Annotated in this window: 16 protein-coding genes; 6 read left to right on the forward strand and 10 right to left on the reverse strand. The window is 74.0% G+C overall.

Annotated elements, in window-relative coordinates; genetic code table 11:
- The coding region (locus OO48_RS18765) for an IS3 family transposase (protein WP_245194709.1) at positions 1-921 on the forward strand (921 nt) is incomplete at its 5' end.
- 221 nt (positions 922-1,142) lie between these two features.
- On the opposite strand, the gene OO48_RS18770 is transcribed toward OO48_RS18765, so the two are convergent.
- Both OO48_RS18770 and OO48_RS18775 read right to left on the reverse strand, forming a co-directional pair.
- The gene (locus tag OO48_RS18770; protein WP_033217720.1) at positions 1,143-1,535 is read right to left on the reverse strand and encodes a type II toxin-antitoxin system VapC family toxin; all 393 of its coding nucleotides are present in this window, start codon (positions 1,533-1,535) and stop codon (positions 1,143-1,145) included.
- On the reverse strand, positions 1,532-1,813 hold the full coding sequence (locus OO48_RS18775) for a hypothetical protein (RefSeq protein WP_167346456.1): 282 nt from the start codon (positions 1,811-1,813) through the stop codon (positions 1,532-1,534). Before OO48_RS18775 ends, OO48_RS18770 begins: the two co-directional genes overlap by 4 nt.
- 65 nt (positions 1,814-1,878) lie before the next feature.
- Between OO48_RS18775 and OO48_RS18780 the strand changes: the two genes are divergently transcribed.
- From OO48_RS18780 to OO48_RS18800, 5 genes are all read left to right on the forward strand, one after another.
- Positions 1,879-2,766 carry an LLM class flavin-dependent oxidoreductase gene (locus tag OO48_RS18780; protein WP_033217724.1) on the forward strand — a complete coding sequence of 296 codons (888 nt, stop codon included), beginning with the start codon at positions 1,879-1,881 and terminating at the stop codon, positions 2,764-2,766.
- Between the two features lie 138 nt (positions 2,767-2,904).
- A complete protein-coding gene (locus OO48_RS18785; RefSeq protein WP_033217726.1) occupies positions 2,905-3,972 on the forward strand; it encodes a ParB/Srx family N-terminal domain-containing protein in 1,068 nt (355 codons plus the stop codon).
- Between the two features lie 119 nt (positions 3,973-4,091).
- Positions 4,092-4,601, forward strand: coding sequence for a hypothetical protein (locus tag OO48_RS18790; protein WP_033217727.1), 510 nt, complete (start codon positions 4,092-4,094; stop codon positions 4,599-4,601).
- A 98-nt stretch (positions 4,602-4,699) separates the two neighbouring features.
- Complete coding sequence (locus OO48_RS18795; RefSeq protein ID WP_033217728.1) at positions 4,700-5,638, forward strand: hypothetical protein; 939 nt, start codon at positions 4,700-4,702, stop codon at positions 5,636-5,638.
- Positions 5,639-5,708: 70 nt separating this feature from the next.
- The gene (locus OO48_RS18800; protein ID WP_033217730.1) at positions 5,709-6,521 is read left to right on the forward strand and encodes an HAD family hydrolase; all 813 of its coding nucleotides are present in this window, start codon (positions 5,709-5,711) and stop codon (positions 6,519-6,521) included.
- Here OO48_RS18800 and OO48_RS18805 read toward each other — a convergent pair.
- From OO48_RS18805 to OO48_RS37480, 8 genes are all read right to left on the reverse strand, one after another.
- Positions 6,502-7,380 carry a DUF72 domain-containing protein gene (locus tag OO48_RS18805; RefSeq protein ID WP_033217732.1) on the reverse strand — a complete coding sequence of 293 codons (879 nt, stop codon included), beginning with the start codon at positions 7,378-7,380 and terminating at the stop codon, positions 6,502-6,504. The two genes, OO48_RS18800 and OO48_RS18805, sit on opposite strands and share 20 nt — an antisense overlap.
- A gap of 64 nt (positions 7,381-7,444) precedes the next feature.
- Entirely contained in the window at positions 7,445-9,235 is a 1,791-nt protein-coding gene (locus OO48_RS18810; protein WP_081952215.1) for a sensor histidine kinase, read from the reverse strand.
- 82 nt (positions 9,236-9,317) lie between these two features.
- Entirely contained in the window at positions 9,318-12,779 is a 3,462-nt protein-coding gene (gene cydD, locus OO48_RS18815) for a thiol reductant ABC exporter subunit CydD (RefSeq protein WP_033217812.1), read from the reverse strand.
- A 38-nt stretch (positions 12,780-12,817) separates the two neighbouring features.
- On the reverse strand, positions 12,818-13,822 hold the full coding sequence (cydB, locus tag OO48_RS18820) for a cytochrome d ubiquinol oxidase subunit II (protein ID WP_033217736.1): 1,005 nt from the start codon (positions 13,820-13,822) through the stop codon (positions 12,818-12,820).
- Positions 13,823-13,833: 11 nt separating this feature from the next.
- On the reverse strand, positions 13,834-15,375 hold the full coding sequence (locus tag OO48_RS18825; protein ID WP_033217737.1) for a cytochrome ubiquinol oxidase subunit I: 1,542 nt from the start codon (positions 15,373-15,375) through the stop codon (positions 13,834-13,836).
- A gap of 268 nt (positions 15,376-15,643) precedes the next feature.
- Entirely contained in the window at positions 15,644-17,107 is a 1,464-nt protein-coding gene (locus OO48_RS18830; RefSeq protein WP_033217739.1) for a sensor histidine kinase, read from the reverse strand.
- Position 17,108: 1 nt separating this feature from the next.
- Positions 17,109-17,870 carry a response regulator transcription factor gene (locus tag OO48_RS18835; protein ID WP_280842425.1) on the reverse strand — a complete coding sequence of 254 codons (762 nt, stop codon included), beginning with the start codon at positions 17,868-17,870 and terminating at the stop codon, positions 17,109-17,111.
- 148 nt (positions 17,871-18,018) lie between these two features.
- The gene (locus OO48_RS37480) at positions 18,019-18,639 is read right to left on the reverse strand and encodes a DUF5666 domain-containing protein (RefSeq protein ID WP_051732292.1); all 621 of its coding nucleotides are present in this window, start codon (positions 18,637-18,639) and stop codon (positions 18,019-18,021) included.
- Between the last annotated feature and the right edge of the window lie 10 nt (positions 18,640-18,649).

Below are 18,649 nucleotides of genomic sequence, written 5' to 3' on the forward strand. Positions count from 1 at the left end.
CAAGTATTTCGCCGGCGAGACGAACTGGTGAGCCGCTTCCAGTTCGTCCACGACCACCGGGACGCCTACGAGGTGAAGCGGCTGTGCCAGGTCCTGGACGTCAACCGGTCCAGCTACTACAAGTGGCTGGACGGCGCCGACGCCAGAGCCGTCCGCCGACGCGAGGACCAGGTCCTGGCCGAAGAGATCCGCCGCATCCACGCCGACTCCGGTGGCGCCTACGGCTCGCCGAGGGTGACCGCGGAACTACATGAGACCGGAACCCGGGTCAACCACAAGCGGGTCGCCCGGGTCATGCGGACCTATTCCATCGTCGGCATCCGTCTGCGAAGAAGGATCCGCACCACCGTCCCGGACCCGGCCGTGACGGTCGTCCCAGACCTGTTCGAGCGGGACTTCACTGCCCCGGATCCGGGACGCAAGTACATGGGCGACATCACGTATCTGCCTCTGGCGGGCGGGGAGTTCCTCTACCTGGCGACCGTGCTGGACTGCTTCAGCCGTAAGGTCGTGGGCTGGTCCATCGCCGACCACATGCGCACGACCCTGGTCGCTGACGCGCTGCGGATGGCGGCCGCGACCCGCGGCGGCCTGGACGGCGCGGTGTTCCACTCCGACCACGGGGTGCAATGCGCCTCCCGGGCCTTCGCCGGCCTCTGCTCGGACCTGGGTGTCACCCGTTCGATGGGCGCGGTCGGCAGCAGCGCGGACAACGCGGCCTGCGAGAGCTTCCACGCCTCCCTGAAACGCGAGACCCTTCAGGGCGCCCGGGACTATGGCGACCCGGCCACCTGCAGGAGGACCGTCTTCGCCTGGCTGACCCGCTACAACACCCGCCGCCGGCACTCCGCCAACGGCCACCTCAGCCCGAACGAATACGAGCGACGACACCACACAGCTAAACTCACGCTCGCCGCGTGACAACCAACCGCGTGTCCACCTTCAAGGGCGAAGGCCCCCGGGCCCGCATGGCATCGCTGTGCATCCGAGTCTCCGCGAATCGGATGCACAAGAGCATAGACCACGCCATCGGCAAGCCAAGTCCAGCCCCAAAGAACGATGTTCGCGCCATGAGGTGATGGGCCATCAGGACCGAATGCCGACATCGCACTGTGGAAGCCGAACGACTGGGTGCGAAGACGTCAGACGGGCTCGACCGCGATGCGGCGGTGGCACAGGCGGCGTAGATCATCGACATCGCTGGTCACCACGGTCACGTCGCCGTGTTCCGCGTGCGCGGTGGCTGCGAGCATCGCGTCGATGGCGTACTTGTGGCCGTGCAGCCCCTCAGCTGTCAGCAGCTTGCTCGCCGCCCGCGCGATCTCCTCCGTGACGGGCCTCACCTTGGCGAGGGAGACCGCATGGTCGAACGCCGCCTGCGGCACCTTGGGATCGCGCGCCTCCACCAGAGTGGCTGCGCTCGTCACCACCAGAAGATCCAGTGTGCGGGCGACGTCCAACCACACAGTCATGTCGCGGTGCCGCCGGGACAGCTTGGAGAGAGCCTCGCTGTCGAGAACGAGCGTGCCGCTCACGCGGCGTCCGCCGGGGCGGAGTCTGCGCGATGAGCGGCATGGTGCGCACGGATGCGCTCGGCCCTGGCCGTCACCTCCGCCGGGTCCACCGGTCCGTGATCGGCTTCGGCGGCCTCGATGTACTCGTCGATGGCTTCGCGCTGGAGTTGCCGTTGCACGGCCTCCTCGATGTAGGAGGAGATGCCCTGCTTGCCGGCGCGGGCACGAATGGCTTCCAAGGTCTCGGCGCGCAGGGAGACGCTGGTGACTCGTGTCTTGCCGGAGCGCGGTGCAGTCATGGGAAAACTGTAGTACATGGTGTGTGAGGATGTCGGCGGTCAGCCTTGCACGTAGGGTCGCCCGTATGCGACTGAGCACGGTGATCCTCCCCATCCACCGGTGGAGCGAGGGGCAGCAGGTGTGGCGGCGGGCCGAGGAGTTCGGCTTCCACGCCGCCTACACGTACGACCACCTGAGCTGGCGGAGCTTCCGGGACGAGCCCTGGTTCGGGTCGGTCCCGACGCTGACGGCGGCGGCGTGCGCGACGGAGCGGATCAGGCTCGGGACGCTGGTGACCTCGCCGAACTTCCGGCATCCGGTGACGCTGGCGAAGGAGTTGATCACGCTGGACGACGTGTCGGGCGGGCGGCTGACGCTGGGGATCGGGGCCGGCGGGGTCGGGTTCGACGCGACGGCGATGGGGCAGGAGGCGTGGTCGGCGAAGGAGCGGGCGGCCCGGTTCGGGGAGTTCACGGGGCTGCTGGACGAGTTGCTGCGCAACGGCGCCACGACGCGGGAGGGGGAGTACTACTCGGCGGTGGAGGTGCGCAACGTTCCCGGTTGCGTGCAGTCGCCGCGGGTGCCGTTCTACGTGGCGGCGACGGGGCCGCGCGGGCTGCGGCTGGCGGCGGAGTACGGGCAGGGCTGGGTGACGTACGGGGATCCGCGCGGGCCGGCGGACGTGCCGGTGGAGCAGGCTCCCGAGGTGATCGCCCGGCAGATCGGGAAGCTGACGGCGGCCTGCGAGGCGGCCGGGCGGGACGTCGGCGAGCTGGAGAAGGTGCTGCTGCAGGGGTCGACGGCGGAGAAGCCGCTGCGGTCGGTGGACGCGTTCGTCGACTGGGCGGGCCGGTACCGGGAGTTGGGGATCACCGAGCTGGTGGTGCACTGGCCGGTTCCCGACTCGATCTTCGAGAGCGACCTCGCCGTGTTCGAGAAGATCGCCACCGAGGGGTTGGCCCAGCTGGGGTGAGGGACGGGGCGGGGCGGGGCGGGGCGGGGCGGCGGATCGTCCGTCCGCGTTCTCCGGGAGTCCACGGCACCGACTCCGGGTGTTGGCCGGTGACTGGCACGCTCACCGACCAGATCCAGCCGTCCCGCAGGGAGTGCCATGCGTTTCCGAGTCCCGTCCGCCGTCCCGCTGCTGGCGGTCGGCGTGGCCCTGGCCGGCGTCGTCACCACCGCCCCGGCCGCGTTCGCCGCGCCCGGGGCGCCGGGTGAGCGTCCGTCGTTCTGCGGCCACGACAACCGCAAGTCGCCGTTCTCGCAGTACCTGTGCGCCGAGCCGGGCCGGCTGCTGGACGTGCGGATCGGCGACGTGCACCCGACCCAGCCGTCGCTGGGCTACGACGAGGTGTACTACAAACTGGGCCGCTACACGCTGGGCAAGGACGCGGTGAACAAGAAGTTCAGCGACTGGTGCGAGGCGGACGGCCGGGTCGAGGCGGCCACGGTGCGGCCGGACGCGCGGCTGGACGACCCGTCCTCGTTCACCTGCGCGCTGCCGGTGGGCGGCGAGACCGCGGAGAGCACCGCCGCGATGAAGACCGTGGTGATCGGCCCCGGCGGGGAGCCGTTCCTGACCGACGGCCACCACACCCTGACCTCGTTCTACGAGACCCCGGACGGCGGCGCCGACCTGCACGTGCGGCTGCGGGTGCTGGCCAACCTGAGCACCCTGACCCGGAAGGACTTCTGGGCGCAGATGCAGGCCCACAAGTGGGTGTACCTGAGCGACCCCGAGGGCAACCCCGTCAAGATCAACAAGCTGCCGACCTCGGTCGGACTGGCGAACTTCCAGGACGACAGGTACCGCAGCCTGCTCTACTTCGGCCGCGACATCGGCTACACCCAGAACTCGGTGCCGTTCCAGGAGTTCTACTGGGGCAGCTGGATCCGCGACAGCTCCGGCGTCGACCTGTCCGGCTGGGACCGGAACGACCTGACCGGATACCTGGCCGCGGTCAAGTCCACCACCCAGGTGATGACCGCGCTGCCGAAGACCGCCCCGGTCGACAGCGGCTTCACCGCCGGTGACCTGGGCGCGCTGGACCGGTGGAACGCCGGGAAGGCCGCCGACAAGGGCGAGTTCGACAAGCTGAGCAAGCCGTACGCGGACGCCAAGCCGGGCAAGCTGGCGTACGCGCTGGAGTACAAGAAGGTCAACGGCCTTGGCTGACCAGTGAGTTGACGCCCGGTCGGGGACCGGTGCCGGTGGCGGCGCCGGGCCCCGACCGTCCTCCCGCGCCCGACCCGTCGCGACAGGTGTTCGATACGGGGAGGGGGTATGGTGGGCGGGTGACGGAGCGGACGGCGCGGGCCACGGACCCGGCACCGGCCGGGCGGACGGCCGCCCGCTGGGCGGTGCTGTGCGCCCTGCTGCTCGGGCTGTTCCTGATGCACGGCAGCCCGGCGAGCGCCACCGGCTGCCACCCCGCGCGGCCGACGCCGGCCGACACGTCCACGAGCGCGCCCGCGAGCACGCCCGCAGGCACGCCCGCGAGCACGCCGATGACCGCTCCGATGACCGCTCCGACGGCCGGGCGCGGCCACCACGGGGACGACCCCCACGGGGACGGCCGCCCGACCGCCACCGCGCCGGTGCGGCACGGGAGTCCGGCGTCCGCCTGCGTCTCCACCCAGGCCCGCGACCGGCTGCCGCTGCCCGCCCCGGGCGCGGCCCTGCCGGGCGTCCTTCCGCAGCCGCCGCTCGCGGGGCCGCCGTGCACCGGCGCGGAGCGGGGCGGCCGGGCACCGCCGGGCGGCGGGCGGGAACTGCTGATCCGGGTCTGCGTCGCCCGCCGGTGAGGGCGCCACCCGGCCCGGTCCGCACGTCCGCGGCCGGCCGGGCGCCGCGTCCTGTCCGCGACCGCGCATCCGCGCGCGCACCCCGGAGCGAACCCCCGATGACCCGCACCACCACCACCCGCCGCCGCACCCTGCTCGCCGCCGCGGCCGCCGCGCTCTCCCTCGCACTGGCCGCCTGCGGCAGCGACGGCATGGACGGCATGGACCACGCCGCCTCCCCCACCGTCTCCGCCGCCCCCGGCCACGACACGGCCGGGACGAGCCACGACCCGGACGGCATGGACGGCATGGACGGCATGGAAGGCATGAACGGCACGGCCGGCACGGGCGGCAGCGCCGACGGCCTGGCCGCCGAGCGGGGCGGCTACCGGCTGGACGGCACGCTGTCCGGCACCGAGTACCGGTTCACCGTGACCGGCCCGGACGGCGGGGCGCTGACCTCGTACCGGCCCGAGCAGACCGAGGAGATGCACTTCTACGCGATCCGCTCCGACCTGTCCGGCTTCCAGCACCTGCACCCGGTGATGTCCCCGGACGGCACCTGGACGGCCCCGCTGGCGGCCCTGCGGCCCGGCGACTGGCGGATGTACGCCTCCTTCGTCCCGGGCGCGGGCGCCGGCGCGGGCACCGGCCTGGTACTCAGCCGCACCGCGACGGTGCCCGGCCAGGACGCCCCGGTGCCGCTGCCGGCCGCCGCCGCGAGCACCACCGCGGACGGCTACACGGTGACCGTGTCGGGCGCCCCGAAGGCCGGCGCGCCCGGCGGGCTGACCGTCACGGTCGGCAAGGACGGGCAGCCGGTCACCGACCTGGAGCCGTACCTGGGGACGTACGCGCACCTGACCGCCTTCCACGCCGGCGACCAGGCGTTCGCGCACCTGCACCCGGAGGCGGAGGCCGCCGAGAACGCGGGCGGCGGCCCGACCCTGGCCTTCCACGCCGAACTGCCGCAGGCCGGCGACTGGCGGCTGTTCCTGCAGTTCCGGACCGGCGGCGCGCTGCACACCGCGGCGCTCACCCTGAACGTCGCGGCCTGACCGACCGGGCGACCGGACCGTTCCGCACCGGACCGGTCCGGTCGCCCGGCGGGTGCGCGAAGATGGACGGATGACCGCCTCCCCGCGCCCCCGCCTGATCGCCACCGACCTCGACGGCACGCTGCTGTGCTCCGGCGGCACGGTGACCGCCCGGACGGCCGCCGCACTGGCCGCCGCCGAGGCCGCCGGGGTGCAGGTGGTGTTCGTCACCGGGCGGCCGCCGCGCTGGATGCGGCACCTCGGCCCGCACATCGGCGGTCACGGCGTGGCGATCTGCTCCAACGGCGGCGCGGTGGTCGACGTCCGGCGCGGCGAGCTGCTGGAGACCCACCCGATCGACCCGGCCGGGACGCTCACCGTGGTGGACCGGCTGCAGACCGAACTGCCCGGCACCGCCTTCGCGTTCGAGTTCCCCGGCGGCTTCGCCCGGGAGCCGGAGTACAACGTGGTGATGTGGGAGTCCGACCTGGAGCACCCGGTGGGCACCGCCGCCGAGCTGCTCGCCGCCGGGCGGATCGACGGCCTGTTCAAGCTGCTCGGCAAGCACCCCGACCTCTCCCCCGACGAGTTCCTGGGCCGGGCCCGGGCCGCCGTCGGCCCGCTCGCCGAGGTGACCCGCTCCAGCCCGATCCCGCTGGTGGAGATCAGCGCCCCCGGCGTCACCAAGGCCAGCAGCCTGGCCCGCTGGTGCGCCCAGCAGGGCATCGGCGCCGACGAGGTGGTGGCCTTCGGCGACATGCCCAACGACCTGGAGATGCTCGCCTGGGCCGGCCAGTCCTACGCCGTCGCCAACGCCCACCCGCTGGTGCTCGCCGCCGTCGCGCGGCACACCGTCAGCAACGAGCAGGACGGCGTCGCGGCGGTCATCGAGTCCCTGCTCTGACCACGTCCGGGTCGGTCCCCAGCAGGCCGGTCATCGTCTCGGCGGCCCGGACGGCGGCGTCGGCGCAGCAGTTGTTGAAGAGCACGTGCACCTCGCGGGCCCGCTCGGCCATCGCGCGGACGCGCTCCACCCAGGGGGCGAGCTCCTCGGGCGTGTAGTCGTGGCGGAAGCGGTCCTCCTTCGAGCCGGTGCCCCAGGCCGGGTTGCGGCCGTGCAGGCGGACCACCGCGAGGTCCGGGGAGGTGACCGGGGCGACCGGCGGCATGGAGGTGGGCAGGCCCTGGGCGGTGTCCACGGCCACCGCGGCCGCGTCCAGTTCGGCCAGCAGGGCGCGGGTGTCGGCGGCGAGGTCGGGCCGCCACCAGTCGGGGTGGCGGAACTCCACCGCCAGCGGCCACCCGGCGGCGCGCTCCCGGCAGGCGCGCAGCAGCGCCCGGGCCGGGCCGCCCGGGGCCAGCCGCGGCGGGAACTGGAAGAGCAGGGCGCCGAGCCGGTCGGCCGCGCGCAGGGGTTCGAGGGCGCCGCTGAACCGGGCCCACACCTCGTCCAGCAGCCCCGGGTCGTCCCTCCGCGCCGCCCGCAGGTCGGCGGGCAGCGCGGCGGCCCGGGTGGGGTGGCCGGTGAGCAGCGAGAACGCCTTCACGTCGAAGCGGAAGCCGGCGGGCGTGCGCTCGGCCCACAGGGTGCTGTTGCGGGTGCTGGGCAGCCCGTAGTACGTGGCGTCGACCTCGACCAGCGGGAACCTCGACGCGTAGTGGCGCAGCCTGCCCTCGGCGTCCCGGTGGCCCGCCGGGTACCAGCCACTGGCCACGAGCTCCTTGTCCGTCCAGGAGCACGCACCGACCCTGATCTCTCCCATGCGCCGCGCCTTCCCCGTCCCGGCCCGGCGTAACGGCCGGGCCGCCGTCGTCGGAGCCGGCCGGTCAGAGCCGGGCGGTCCAGCGGACCCGGGTGCCCTTGCCGTGCGGGCCGCCCTCGTGCCAGGCGTCGCCGCCCAGGGCCTCGGCGCGGCGGGTCAGGTTGCGCAGGCCGGAGCGGCGGCCGCCGTCGGGGATGCCGACGCCGTCGTCGGTGACGGTGAGCAGCACGCCGGGCGGGCCGGTGCGGCTGGGCGAGGGGGAGAGCGGGCGTCCGTCCTCGCCGAGGTGGACGGTGGCGTCCAGTTCGACGGCGACCCGGGAGGCGCGGGCGTGCCGGGCCGTGTTGGAGAGCATCTCGCGCAGCGCGGCCAGCAGCTGGCGGGAGGTCCTCTCGCCCACCAGGCTCTCCACCGGGCCGGCGAAGGTGATGGTGGGCTTGAAGCCGAGGGCCGCCGCGGCCTGGCTGCCCTCGCGCAGCACCCGGGTGCGCAGGGTGTCCGGCCGGTCGTCGGTGTCGCCGTGCTGGAGCGCGTAGATGGTGGTGCGGACCTCCTGGATGGTGGCGTCCAGCTCGTCCACGGCCTGCCCGATCCGCTCCTGCACCTCGGGGACGACGGCCCGGCGGGCGGCCGACTCCAGCATCATGCCGGTGGCGAACAGCCGCTGGATGACCAGGTCGTGCAGGTCGCGGGCGATCCGGTCGCGGTCCTGGAAGACCGCCAGGCGCTGCTGGTTGCGCTGGTACTCGGCCAGCCGCAGGGCCAGCGCGGCCTGCGAGGCGAAGGTCTGGGAGAGCTGCCGCTCGGTGTCGGTGAACGGCAGCGTGCCGGCCTCGCGCCACACGCACAGCGCGCCCAGCACCCGGCCCGCGGAGACCATCGGCACCGCCATCGCCGGGCCGAACTCCCGTGCCAGCCGGTCGAACTGGGCGTCGGACGAGGTCTCCGCGGCGGTCGCCAGGTCGTCCAGGTAGACCGCCTCGCCGGCCAGCAGCCGGGACGCGAAGCCGTCCTCCGGGAGCAGCTCGCCGGTCAGGTGGTCGGCCCGCTCGCCGGAGGCGTGCGCCACCCGCATCCGGTCCTCGCCGGCCGGCAGCAGGATCATGCCCAGCGCGCCCTCGGCCAGTTCGCGGACCTGCTCGGCGGCGACCGTCAGCGCGATCTGCGCCTCGTCGGTGGACAGCAGCGAGGTGGTGACCGCGGCCGCGCCGGTGATCCAGCGCTCGCGGCGGCGGCCCTGCGCGTACAGCCGCGAGTTCTCGATCGCCACGCCCGCCGCCGCGCCGAGCGCCAGCACCACCTGTTCGTCCTCGGGCGTGAACGCGCCGCCGCCCTTCTTCTCGGTCAGGTACAGGTTGCCGAACACCTCGCCGCGGACCCGGATCGGCACCCCCAGGAAGGAGACCATCGGCGGGTGGTGGGCCGGGAAGCCGACCGAGCGCGGGTCGGTGGACAGGTCGGTCAGCCGCAGCGGGCGCGGGTCGTCGATCAGCGCGCCCAGGATGCCCCGGCCGGTCGGCAGGTGGCCGATCTCGGCCGCCGTCGTGTTGTCGATGCCGATGTGGATGAAGTCCGACAGGCCGCTGCCGTTCGGGTTCACCACGCCCATCGCCGCGTACTTCGCGTCCACCAGTTCGGCCGCGCCCGCCGCGATCCGCTGCAAGGTGGCGTGCGGGTCCAGGCCCGCGCCGACCGACACCACCGCCTCCAGCAGCCGCTGCATCCGGTCGGTCACCGCGGCGGCCGACTGCAGCCGTTCGGAGACCTCGGTGACCAGGGTGTCCAGCCCGAGCGAGGAGATCTCGGGGATGCGCGGCCGGCCGCCCTCGGCGGTCGGCTCCTCCGGCGTCTGCATGCGACCAGTGTGCACGTCTGTCACGGTTTGCCCGGTTCCCCGGGACGGCGACACCCGAGCGCTCAGACCGGCACCCGTGCGCTCAGACCGGCACCCGCTCGCCCGCCCGGCCCTGTTCGCCCGCCCGTTCCTGTTCGACCATCGCCGCCAGCCGGCCGCCCGGCCGGGCCGCCAGCTCCGACCAGCGGCCGCGCTCGACCACCCGGCCGGCGTCCAGCACCAGCACCTCGTCCACGTCGGCGTCGTCCAGGCCGGCCAGCCGGTGGGTGATCAGCAGCGTGGTGCGGCCCGCGGTGGCCGCCAGCAGGTCGGCCGTCAGCGCGTCGGCGGTGGGGACGTCCAGGTGCTCGGCCGGCTCGTCCAGCACCAGCACCGGGAAGTCCGCGAGCAGCGCCCGGGCCAGTGCCAGGCGCTGGCGCTGGCCGCCCGACAGCCGGGCCCCGTGCTCGCCGACCATGGTGTCCAGGCCCTCCGGCAGGCCGTCCACCCACTCCAGCAGCCGGGCCCCGGCCAGCGCCGCCCGCAGCGCGTCCTCGTCGGCGTCCGGACGGGCCAGGCGCAGGTTCTCCCGCACCGAGCTGTCGAAGACGTGCGCGTCCTGCGCGCACAGCCCGACCACCCGGCGGACGTCCTCGCCCGCCAGCTCCCGGGTGTCCGTCCCGTCCGCCAGCCGCACCGCCCCGGCCGACGGCTCGACGAACCGCAGCAGCGCCTGCGCCAGCGTGGTCTTGCCCGAACCGGACGCCCCGACCACCGCGATCCGCCGCCCGGCCGCCAGCTCCAGGCCGACGCCGCACAGCGCGTCCCGCTCGGCGCCCGGCCAGCGCACGGTCAGGCCGTCCACGGTGATCGGCAGCCGGACGGGCGGCAGCGGCTTCGGCGCGTCCGGCTCGCGGACCGGCAGCGGCGCGGCCAGCACCTGCTCCAGCCGCTCCCGGGCGGCCCGGGCCCGCTCCCGGTGGCGCACCGCGAGCGGCATGCCCGCCACCGCCTCGAACGCGGCCAGCGGCGTCAGCACCACCACCGCCAGGCACACCCCCGGCAGCGCGCCCGAGGCCACCGCGCGCACCCCGACCGCCGAGGCCGCGACCACCGTCAGGCCCGACACCAGCGCCACCAGGCCGGCCGAGAGGCCGCCCGCGGCGGCCGAGCGGGCCGCCAGCCGGGTCAGCGCCCCGTCCGCCTCCGCCGCCGCGCCCAGCCGGCGCGGCAGCGCGCCCGCCACGGTCAGTTCGGCGGTGCCGGTCAGGGTGTCGACCACCGCGGTCGCCAGCTCGCCGCGGGCGGGCGCGTGCCGGCGCTCCGTCCGGCCGGAGATCCACCGCTCCAGCGCCGGGACGGCCGCGCCCGCCAGCAGCAGGCCCAGCGCCAGCACTAGGCCGGCCGACGGCAGGAAGAGCGCCAGCAGGGCCGAGGCGCCCAGCGAGACCACGGCGGCGACGGCGGCCGGCAGCCGCCAGCGCAGGTGGAAGTCCTGCACCGCGTCCACGTCCGCGACCAGCCGGGACAGCAGGTCGCCCCGCCGGAACTGCGGCAGCCCGGCCGGGGCCAGCCGCTCCAGCCTCCGGTAGACGGCCGTCCGCACCCCGCCCAGCGCCCTCAGCACCGCGTCGTGCGCCACCAGCCGCTCCGCGTACCGGAACACGCTCCGCCCGATGCCGAACGCCCGCACCGAGGTCACCGCGACCATCAGGTACAGCACCGGCGGCATCTGCGAGGCCCGCGAGATCAGCCAGCCGGACGTGCCCATCAGCGCGACGGCGCAGCCGAGCGCGAGGGCGCCCAGCACCACGGCGAGCCAGAACCGGGGGACGCGCCGCCGGGCGGCCCCTTCGGGCGGCGGGTCGTCGTCGTACCGGGCCCGGGGGGCGTCCCCTTCCGGTTCGCGCGGTTCCCCGTGCCCCGGCCGGGGCGCGGCGGCGGGCCGCGCGACGGGAGCCGCCGCCCCCGGCAGGTGGACGTGGTGGTCGGCGAGGGCGGTGAGGGCCGGGCGGTGGGTGATCAGGAGGACGGTGCGGTCGAGGACGCGCAGGGTGTCGAGGAGCGCGGCCTCCGTCACCGGGTCGAGGTGGGCGGTGGGTTCGTCGAGGATCAGGACGGGGCGGTCGGCGAGCAGGGCGCGGGCCAGGGCGAGGCGCTGGCGCTGGCCGGCCGAGAGGCCGTGGCCGTTCTCGGCGAGGCGGGTGCCGGGGGTGGTGAAGTCGACGTGCGCGGCGGCCAGGGCGTCGGCGAGCTGGGCGTCGGTGGCGTCGGGGCGGGCCAGGCGGACGTTCTCGGCGACCGTCCCGGCGAACAGGTGCGGGTGCTGCGGGACCCAGGCGACCTGCGCGTGCCAGCTCGCCAGGTCGGTCCCGGCGAGGTCCTGCCCGCCGAGCAGGACCCGCCCGCCGTCGGGGCGGACGAAGCCGAGCAGGGCGCCGGCCAGGGTGGTCTTGCCGGCGCCGCTGGGGCCGGTGAGGACGGTGGTGCGCCCGGCCGGGACGACCATCGAGAACCCCGACAGCGTCTCGCCGCCGCGTCCGGGGTGGCGCACCGTCAGGTCCTCGACCCGGAGGTCGGCGCCGGCCGGGGCGGGCCGGGTGCCGTTCGCCGGCAGCGGGGTCTCCAGCACCTCGAAGATCCGCCCGGCGGCGGCCAGTCCCTCCGCGCTGGAGTGGTAGAGCGCGCCGACCTGGCGGATCGGCAGGTACACCTCGGGGGCGAGGACGAGCACCAGCAGGCCGGTCTCCAGGTCGAGGGTGCCGTTCACCAGCCGGAAGCCGATCGAGACGGCGACCAGGGCGACCGAGAGGGTGGAGAGCAGTTCCAGCGCGAAGGAGGAGACGAAGGCCAGGCGCAGGGTGCGCAGGGTGGCGCGCCGGTGGTCCTCGGTGATCCGGCCGATCGCCCGGGCCTGGGCGCGGGCCCGGCCGAAGACCTTCAGGGTGGGCAGTCCGGCGACCACGTCGAGGAAGTGGTGGGAGAGCCGGGCGAGCCCGGCGAACTGGCGGTCGGTGCGGGCCTGGGTGGCGTGGCCGATCAGGATCATGAAGAGCGGGATCAGCGGCAGCGTCACGCAGACGATCGCGGCGGACTCCCAGTCGGCGCCGAGGATCCGGGCCAGCACGACCAGCGGGACGACCACGGCCAGGGCCAGTTGCGGCAGGTAGCGGGCGAAGTAGTCGTCGAGCGCGTCGACGCCGCGGGTGGCGAGGGTGGCGAGGTCGCCGGTGCGGCGGCCGGTGAGGTAGCCCGGGCCGAGCGCGGTGGCGTGGCCGAGCAGCCGGCGGCGCAGCGCGGACTTGACGGCGGCCACCGAGCGGTGCGCGGTGAGTTCGGTGAGCCAGGCGACCAGGGCCCGGCCGAGCGAGACCGCGGCCAGGCCGAGCAGTTGCCCCCACATCCCGGATCGGCCGTGCTGGAAGCCGTCGACCACCAGCGAGGCGATCAGCGCGGCCTGCACCACCAGCAGCACCGCGCCCGCCCCGCCGAGGAGGACGGAGCCGGCGAGGAAGGCGCGGGTGGTGCGGGCGTGCGCCAGCAGCCGGGGGTCGATCGGTCGCATCCGCTGCCGGCCGTCCATCTGTGCTGCTCCTGTCCGTGTCAGTGGTGCGCGGCGGGAATGTGCTGGACGCCGATCCGGCGGCGGAAGACCCAGTACGTCCAGCCCTGGTAGAGCAGCACGAGCGGGGTGAAGACCACCGCGACGACCGTCATCACCTTGAGCGTGTAGGGCGAGGACGAGGCGTTGGTGACGGTCAGCGACCAGTCGGGGTCGAGCGTGGAGGGCATCACGTCGGGGAACAGCGACAGGAAGAGCATGCCGACGGCGGCCGCGACGGTCAGGCCGCTGAGCGCGAACGCCCAGCCCTCGCGGGCCAGCCGGTTGGCGCCGAGCGCGCCGAGCAGGGCGAGGACGGCGACGACCAGCGCGGCCAGGCTCCAGCCGTTGCCGGAGTGCGCCTGCGTCCAGACCAGGAAGACCAGCGCGAGCACGGCGGTGGCCAGGCCGAGCGCGGTGGCCTGGGCGCGGGCCCGGACCCGGATCTCGCCGCTGGTCTTGAGCGAGGCGAACACCGCGCCGTGGAAGGTGAACAGCACCAGGGTGGTGAGCCCGCCGAGCAGCGCGTACGGGTTGAGCAGGTCCCAGAGGGTGCCGACGTAGTTCTTGTCCTGGTCGATGTCGACGCCGCGCACGACGTTGCCGAAGGCGACGCCCCACAGGAAGGCGGGCAGCAGCGAGGTCCAGAAGATCGCCAGCTCCCAGTTGCGCTGCCAGCGCTCGCCGCTGCGCTGGTGCCGGTACTCGAAGGAGACGCCGCGGACGATCAGGCAGACCAGGATCAGCAGCAGCGGGACGAAGAAGCCGCTGAACAGGGTGGCGTACCAGTCGGGGAAGGCGGCGAAGGTGGCGCCGCCGGCGGTGAGCAGCCACACCTCGTTGCCGTCCCAGACCGGGCCGATGGTGTTGATCAGGACGCGCCGCTCGGCGGTGTCCCGGGCCAGCAGCCGGGTGAGGACGCCGATGCCGAAGTCGAAGCCCTCCAGGAAGAAGTAGCCGGTCCACAGGACGGCGATCAGGATGAACCAGAGGTCGTGCAGGTGCATGTGATCCGTCCTCAGTACGCGAAGGCGAGGGGCTGGTCGGCGTCCTCGTCGTCGGAGGGGCCGCGCAGGGTCGGGTCCTTGGCCGGCGGCTGCTCGTCGGTGTCGGGCCCGGCGGCGGCGTACTTGGCGAGCAGCCCGACCTCGATGACGGCGAGGACCGCGTACAGCGCGGTCAGCGTGGCCAGGCCGACCACCTGGGTGCCGACGGTGACGTTGGGGGAGACCGCGTCGCTGGTGCGCATCAGGCCGAACACCACCCAGGGCTGGCGGCCCATCTCGGTGAAGATCCAGCCGAAGCTGTTGGCGAGCAGCGGGAAGCCCATGGTGAGGATGCCGATCCGCCAGCTCCACCGGGTGAAGAAGACGCTCATCTCGCGCTTCCTGGTGAGCATCAGCTTCGGCGGCTCGTCCTCGGCGGTGCGGTGCTCGGGGGCGAGCCAGAACCGGCGGCGGGTGGTCCACAGGCCGATCAGCGCGGCGGCGAAGGACGTCATGCCGAAGCCGATCATCAGCCGGAATCCCCAGTAGGTGACGAAGATGTCGGGGATGTAGTCGTCCGGCTGCCCGCCGTGCTGGGCGGCCTCGGCCGCCGCGGTGTCGTTGATGCCGGGCACCGAGGAGGAGAAGTCGCTGTGGGCGAGGAAGGACAGTATCCCGGGGACCTCCAGCTCGACCGAGTTGCGGCCCTCGGAGACGTCGCCGACGGCGAACACCGAGAACGGGGCGGGCGCCTGGGTGTCCCACAGGGCCTCGGCGGCGGCCATCTTCATCGGCTGCTGCTCGAACATCACCTTGCCGAGGGTGTCGCCGCTGATCGCGACGCCGAGGCCGGCCACCGCGGCGATGGCCAGGCCGACCCGCAGCGAGGTGCGCATCGCGGCGGTCTTGCGCCGGTCGGGCTGCTTGCCCCGCTTGGCCCGCCACAGGTGGTAGCTGGCGATGCCGACCACGAAGGCGCCGCCGGTGAGGAAGGCGGCGGTGAGGGTGTGGAAGACCTGCACCAGGGCGGTGTTCTGGGTCAACACCCGGACGATGTCGGTGAGCTGGGCCTTGCCGGTGGCCGGGTCGATCCGGTAGCCGACCGGGTGCTGCATCCAGGAGTTGGCGGCCAGGATGAAGTACGCGGAGAGCGCGGTGCCGATCGCCACCAGCCAGATGCAGGCCAGGTGGAGCTTCTTCGGGAGCCGGTCCCAGCCGAAGATCCACAGGCCGATGAAGGTGGACTCGAAGAAGAAGGCGATCAGCGCCTCCATCGCCAGCGGGGCGCCGAACACGTCACCGACGAAGCGGGAGTAGTCGGACCAGTTCATGCCGAACTGGAACTCCTGGACGATGCCGGTGACCACGCCCATGGCGATGTTGATCAGGAAGAGCCGGCCCCAGAACTTGGTGGCGTGGAAGTACTTCTCCTTGCCCGTGCGCACCCAGGCGGTCTGCAGACCGGCCACGATCGAGGCCAGGCTGATCGTGAGGGGCACGAAGAGGAAGTGGTAGACGGTGGTGATGCCGAACTGCCATCGCGAGATGGTCTCGTGCGCGACTGCTAGGTCCACTGCGCCCTCTCTCACAGGGGGTTGTGCCACGTGCCGGACAAAGGGGAGATCCAGTACGCAAGCGTGCCGAACCGTCCCAAGCTTGTCCGCTTGTGAACGTGAACACGTTCACAAGGAAAGTATCCATGATGCTTATCGGTGCGGTGGCGCTGGGGTGGGTGTTCTGGAACACGTCGATGATCCGGCGCCCGGCCGGTCGCTCACAAGCGGCACCCGGGCGGCCCGGGTGTACCGAACGGCGCTTGACAGCGACCCGGGTGACGGCCCCTCAGCGCTGGTGCGGCAGCGAGAGCCGGAAGGCCGCGCCGTCGCCCGGCGCGGTGCGCAGGGTCAGCTCGCCGCCGTGCGCCGACACCAGGGCGCTGGCGATGGCCAGGCCCAGGCCCGATCCCCCGCTCTCGCCGGCCCGGCGGCTGCGCGAGGCGTCCGACCGGTAGAAGCGCTCGAACACCAGGGCGGCCTGCTCCTCGGTCAGGCCCGGGCCCCGGTCGGCGACCTCCAGCAGGCAGCCGCCGTCCGCCCGGCCCACGCCGATCCGCACCGCCGTACCGGGCGGGGTGTGCTTGACCGCGTTGCCCACCAGGTTGGTCACCACCTGGCGCAGCCTGGCCTCGTCGCCCAGCACCGGGGCGGGCTGCGGGGACCCCTCGCCGCCCGGGCCGGTCAGCGCGACCGGGCGGCCCGGGTCCAGCGCGGTCAGGTCGTGCAGGGCGTCGGCGGCCAGCGTGCGCAGGTCCATCGGGGCCAGGTTGAGCGGGCGCTCCTCGTCCAGGCGGGCCAGCAGCAGCAGGTCCTCGACCAGCGCGCCGAGGCGCACCGCCTCCGACTCGATCCGGTCCATCGCCCGGTCCACGTCCTGCAGCGCGCCCATCCGGTGCAGCTCGGCGAAGCCCCGGATGCCCGCCAGCGGGGTGCGCAGCTCGTGCGAGGCGTCCGCGACGAAGCGGCGCATCCGCCGCTCGGAGGCGGCCCGGGCGGCGAACGCCGTCTCGATGTGGGTGAGCATCCCGTTCAGCGCCGCGGACAGCCGGCCCGCCTCGGTGCGCACCGGCAGCTCCGGCATCCGGTACGACAGGTCGCCGTCGGCGATCCGCTGGGCGCCCGCCTCCAACTGGCGCAGCGGGCGCAGCCCGGCCCGCACGGCGAGCGCGCCCAGGCCCGCGATGCCGACCAGCACGGCGGCGCCGATGCTCAGGAAGGTGGTGCGCAGGTGCGAGATGGTGGACTGCAGCTCCGCCAGCGGCACCGCGACCTGCACGTACTTGGGCACGGCCGGGTCGCCCGCCGCGCCGCGCTGCAGCGACAGCACCAGCGAGCGCCACTCGGTGCCGCGCGGCCCGGCGGCGGTGAACGGCTCGTCCAGCCGCTCGACCAGCCCCTTGCGGTCCAGCGCGGGCAGCTGCGGGTCCGGGTCGGTCTCGTTCAGCGGCTGCCGGATCACCGACAGCACCGAACCGTCCTCGGCCAGGTAGCGCACCACGTACTCGCTGGGCAGGCCCTGGCCGGAGCGGCGGCCGACGGTCTGGGTGCTGCTGAACACCGAGCTGGTGCTCTGCTTGGACGGCGCGCGGCGCGACAGCGGCTCGGCGAAGCGGTCGAGTTGCTCGTCGGCGCGGTCCACCAACTGCCCGCGGACGGTGCCCAGCACCAGGGTGTCGCTCACCACCAGGCCGGTGGTGACCAGCAGCAGCGCGAGCACCAGCAGGCGCACCCGCAGCGAGAAGCGGGCCACCTCAGCCGTTCGGCGGGCGGCGCAGCGCGTAGCCGATGCCGCGCACCGTGTGGATCAGCTTGGGGCCGTGCGCCGGGCCGGAGTCGAGCTTGCGGCGCAGGTAGGAGATGTACGACTCGACGATGGACAGGTCGCCGCCGAAGTCGTACGCCCACACGTGGTCGAGGATCTGCGCCTTGGAGACCACCCGGCCGACGTTGGCCATCAGGTAGTGCAGCAGCTTGAACTCGGTGGGCGACAGCGAGACCGGGGAGCCGCCGCGGGTGACCTCGTGCGCGGTCGGGTCCAGGGTGAGGTCGGCCACCACCAGGCGGCCGTCGTCGGCGGGGCCGCCGGCCCGGCGCAGGATCGCCCGGATCCGGGCGATCAGCTCCTCCAGGCTGAACGGCTTGGTGACGTAGTCGTCGGCGCCGACCGCCAGGCCCTGCACCTTGTCGCCGGTGCCGTCCTTGGCGGTCAGGAACAGCACCGGGACGTGCTCGGGGCTCTGCGGCCACTGGGTCTGGTCGCGCAGCCGCTGCACCACGGTGAAGCCGTCCAGGTCGGGCAGCATCACGTCCAGCACGACCAGGTCGGGGCGCTCGGCGGCGACCGCGTCCAGGGCCTCCTGGCCGGTGGCGGCGGAGGCCACCCGGAAGCCGGAGAAGCGCAGGCTGGCCGAGAGCAGCTCGCGGATGTTCGGTTCGTCGTCCACGACCAGGAGGAAGGGCTCGCCGCCGACCTGGGTCGCCGCGGCCGGGTTCGACTGCACTGCGCCTGACACGTTTGCTCCGCCTCCCGGCCGGACGAATGGGCCACCCCGGACACCACGGGGTCTGTCCGACGGCGCCCGCCGGGGCGCACCCGACGGAACACTGTCGGACAGACCCTAGCCCGGGCAGGCTACGCAACGGGAATGAAGATTGGATTAGTCATCCGGTCGTGCCCGAACCGGTACCCGCGCCGGCCCCGCTCCCGCCGCTGCCGCCGTTCCCGCCGCTGCGGCCGCCGAAGCCGCCCGGGGCGCCGCCCTCGGTGAGCTGGGTGGCGCTGTAGGAGCCGTCCCCGGCCTTGCTGCCCACCACGGTGACGGTCTGGCCGGGCTGCAGGTCGCCGACCTTGCCCTCCTTGGTGGTGGTGACCTTGGTCGAGTCACCGGTGGTGATCTTGACGGTGGTGCCGTTCGCCTCGGTCAGGTACACGGTGCTGCCGTCCACCGACTTCACGGTGCCGCGGGTGAAGCCGCCCGCCGCACCGCCGGGGGCCTGGCCGCCCCCGGCGCCGCCGGTCTGGCCGCCGTAACCGCCGTAGCCGCCGCGGGTGCCGCCGGGGAACCGCTGGCCCGAGTTCGGGGCGCCGGCCCGGTTGCCGGTGGCACCGGTGCCGTCGTCCTTCTGGTACCAGACGCCGCCCGCGAAGGAGAGCACCGCGATGACGCAGCCGGCCAGCACCAGCGTCGGCCAGGGGAGCTTGCGGCGCGGCGGCGCGGCCAGCTCGGCGGTGATGTCGCGGGCGTCCGGCGCGGTGGCCAGCAGCTCCTGGTCGTCAGACACGGGGGTCTCC

Source organism: Kitasatospora phosalacinea (assembly GCF_000716545.1).
GTDB classification, from domain to species: domain Bacteria; phylum Actinomycetota; class Actinomycetes; order Streptomycetales; family Streptomycetaceae; genus Kitasatospora; species Kitasatospora phosalacinea.

Bases quoted from the DNA above. Each gene is read 5' to 3' on its own strand.
- cydD (WP_033217812.1), bottom strand. From the start codon at position 12,779: ATGCGACCGATCGACCCCCGGCTGCTGGCGCACGCCCGCACCACCCGC.
- OO48_RS18795 (WP_033217728.1), top strand. From the start codon at position 4,700: ATGACCCGCACCACCACCACCCGCCGCCGCACCCTGCTCGCCGCCGCG.
- OO48_RS18810 (WP_081952215.1), bottom strand. From the start codon at position 9,235: ATGCAGACGCCGGAGGAGCCGACCGCCGAGGGCGGCCGGCCGCGCATC.
- OO48_RS18775 (WP_167346456.1), bottom strand. From the start codon at position 1,813: ATGACTGCACCGCGCTCCGGCAAGACACGAGTCACCAGCGTCTCCCTG.
- OO48_RS18805 (WP_033217732.1), bottom strand. From the start codon at position 7,380: ATGGGAGAGATCAGGGTCGGTGCGTGCTCCTGGACGGACAAGGAGCTC.
- OO48_RS18780 (WP_033217724.1), top strand. From the start codon at position 1,879: ATGCGACTGAGCACGGTGATCCTCCCCATCCACCGGTGGAGCGAGGGG.
- OO48_RS18800 (WP_033217730.1), top strand. From the start codon at position 5,709: ATGACCGCCTCCCCGCGCCCCCGCCTGATCGCCACCGACCTCGACGGC.
- cydB (WP_033217736.1), bottom strand. From the start codon at position 13,822: ATGCACCTGCACGACCTCTGGTTCATCCTGATCGCCGTCCTGTGGACC.
- OO48_RS18785 (WP_033217726.1), top strand. From the start codon at position 2,905: ATGCGTTTCCGAGTCCCGTCCGCCGTCCCGCTGCTGGCGGTCGGCGTG.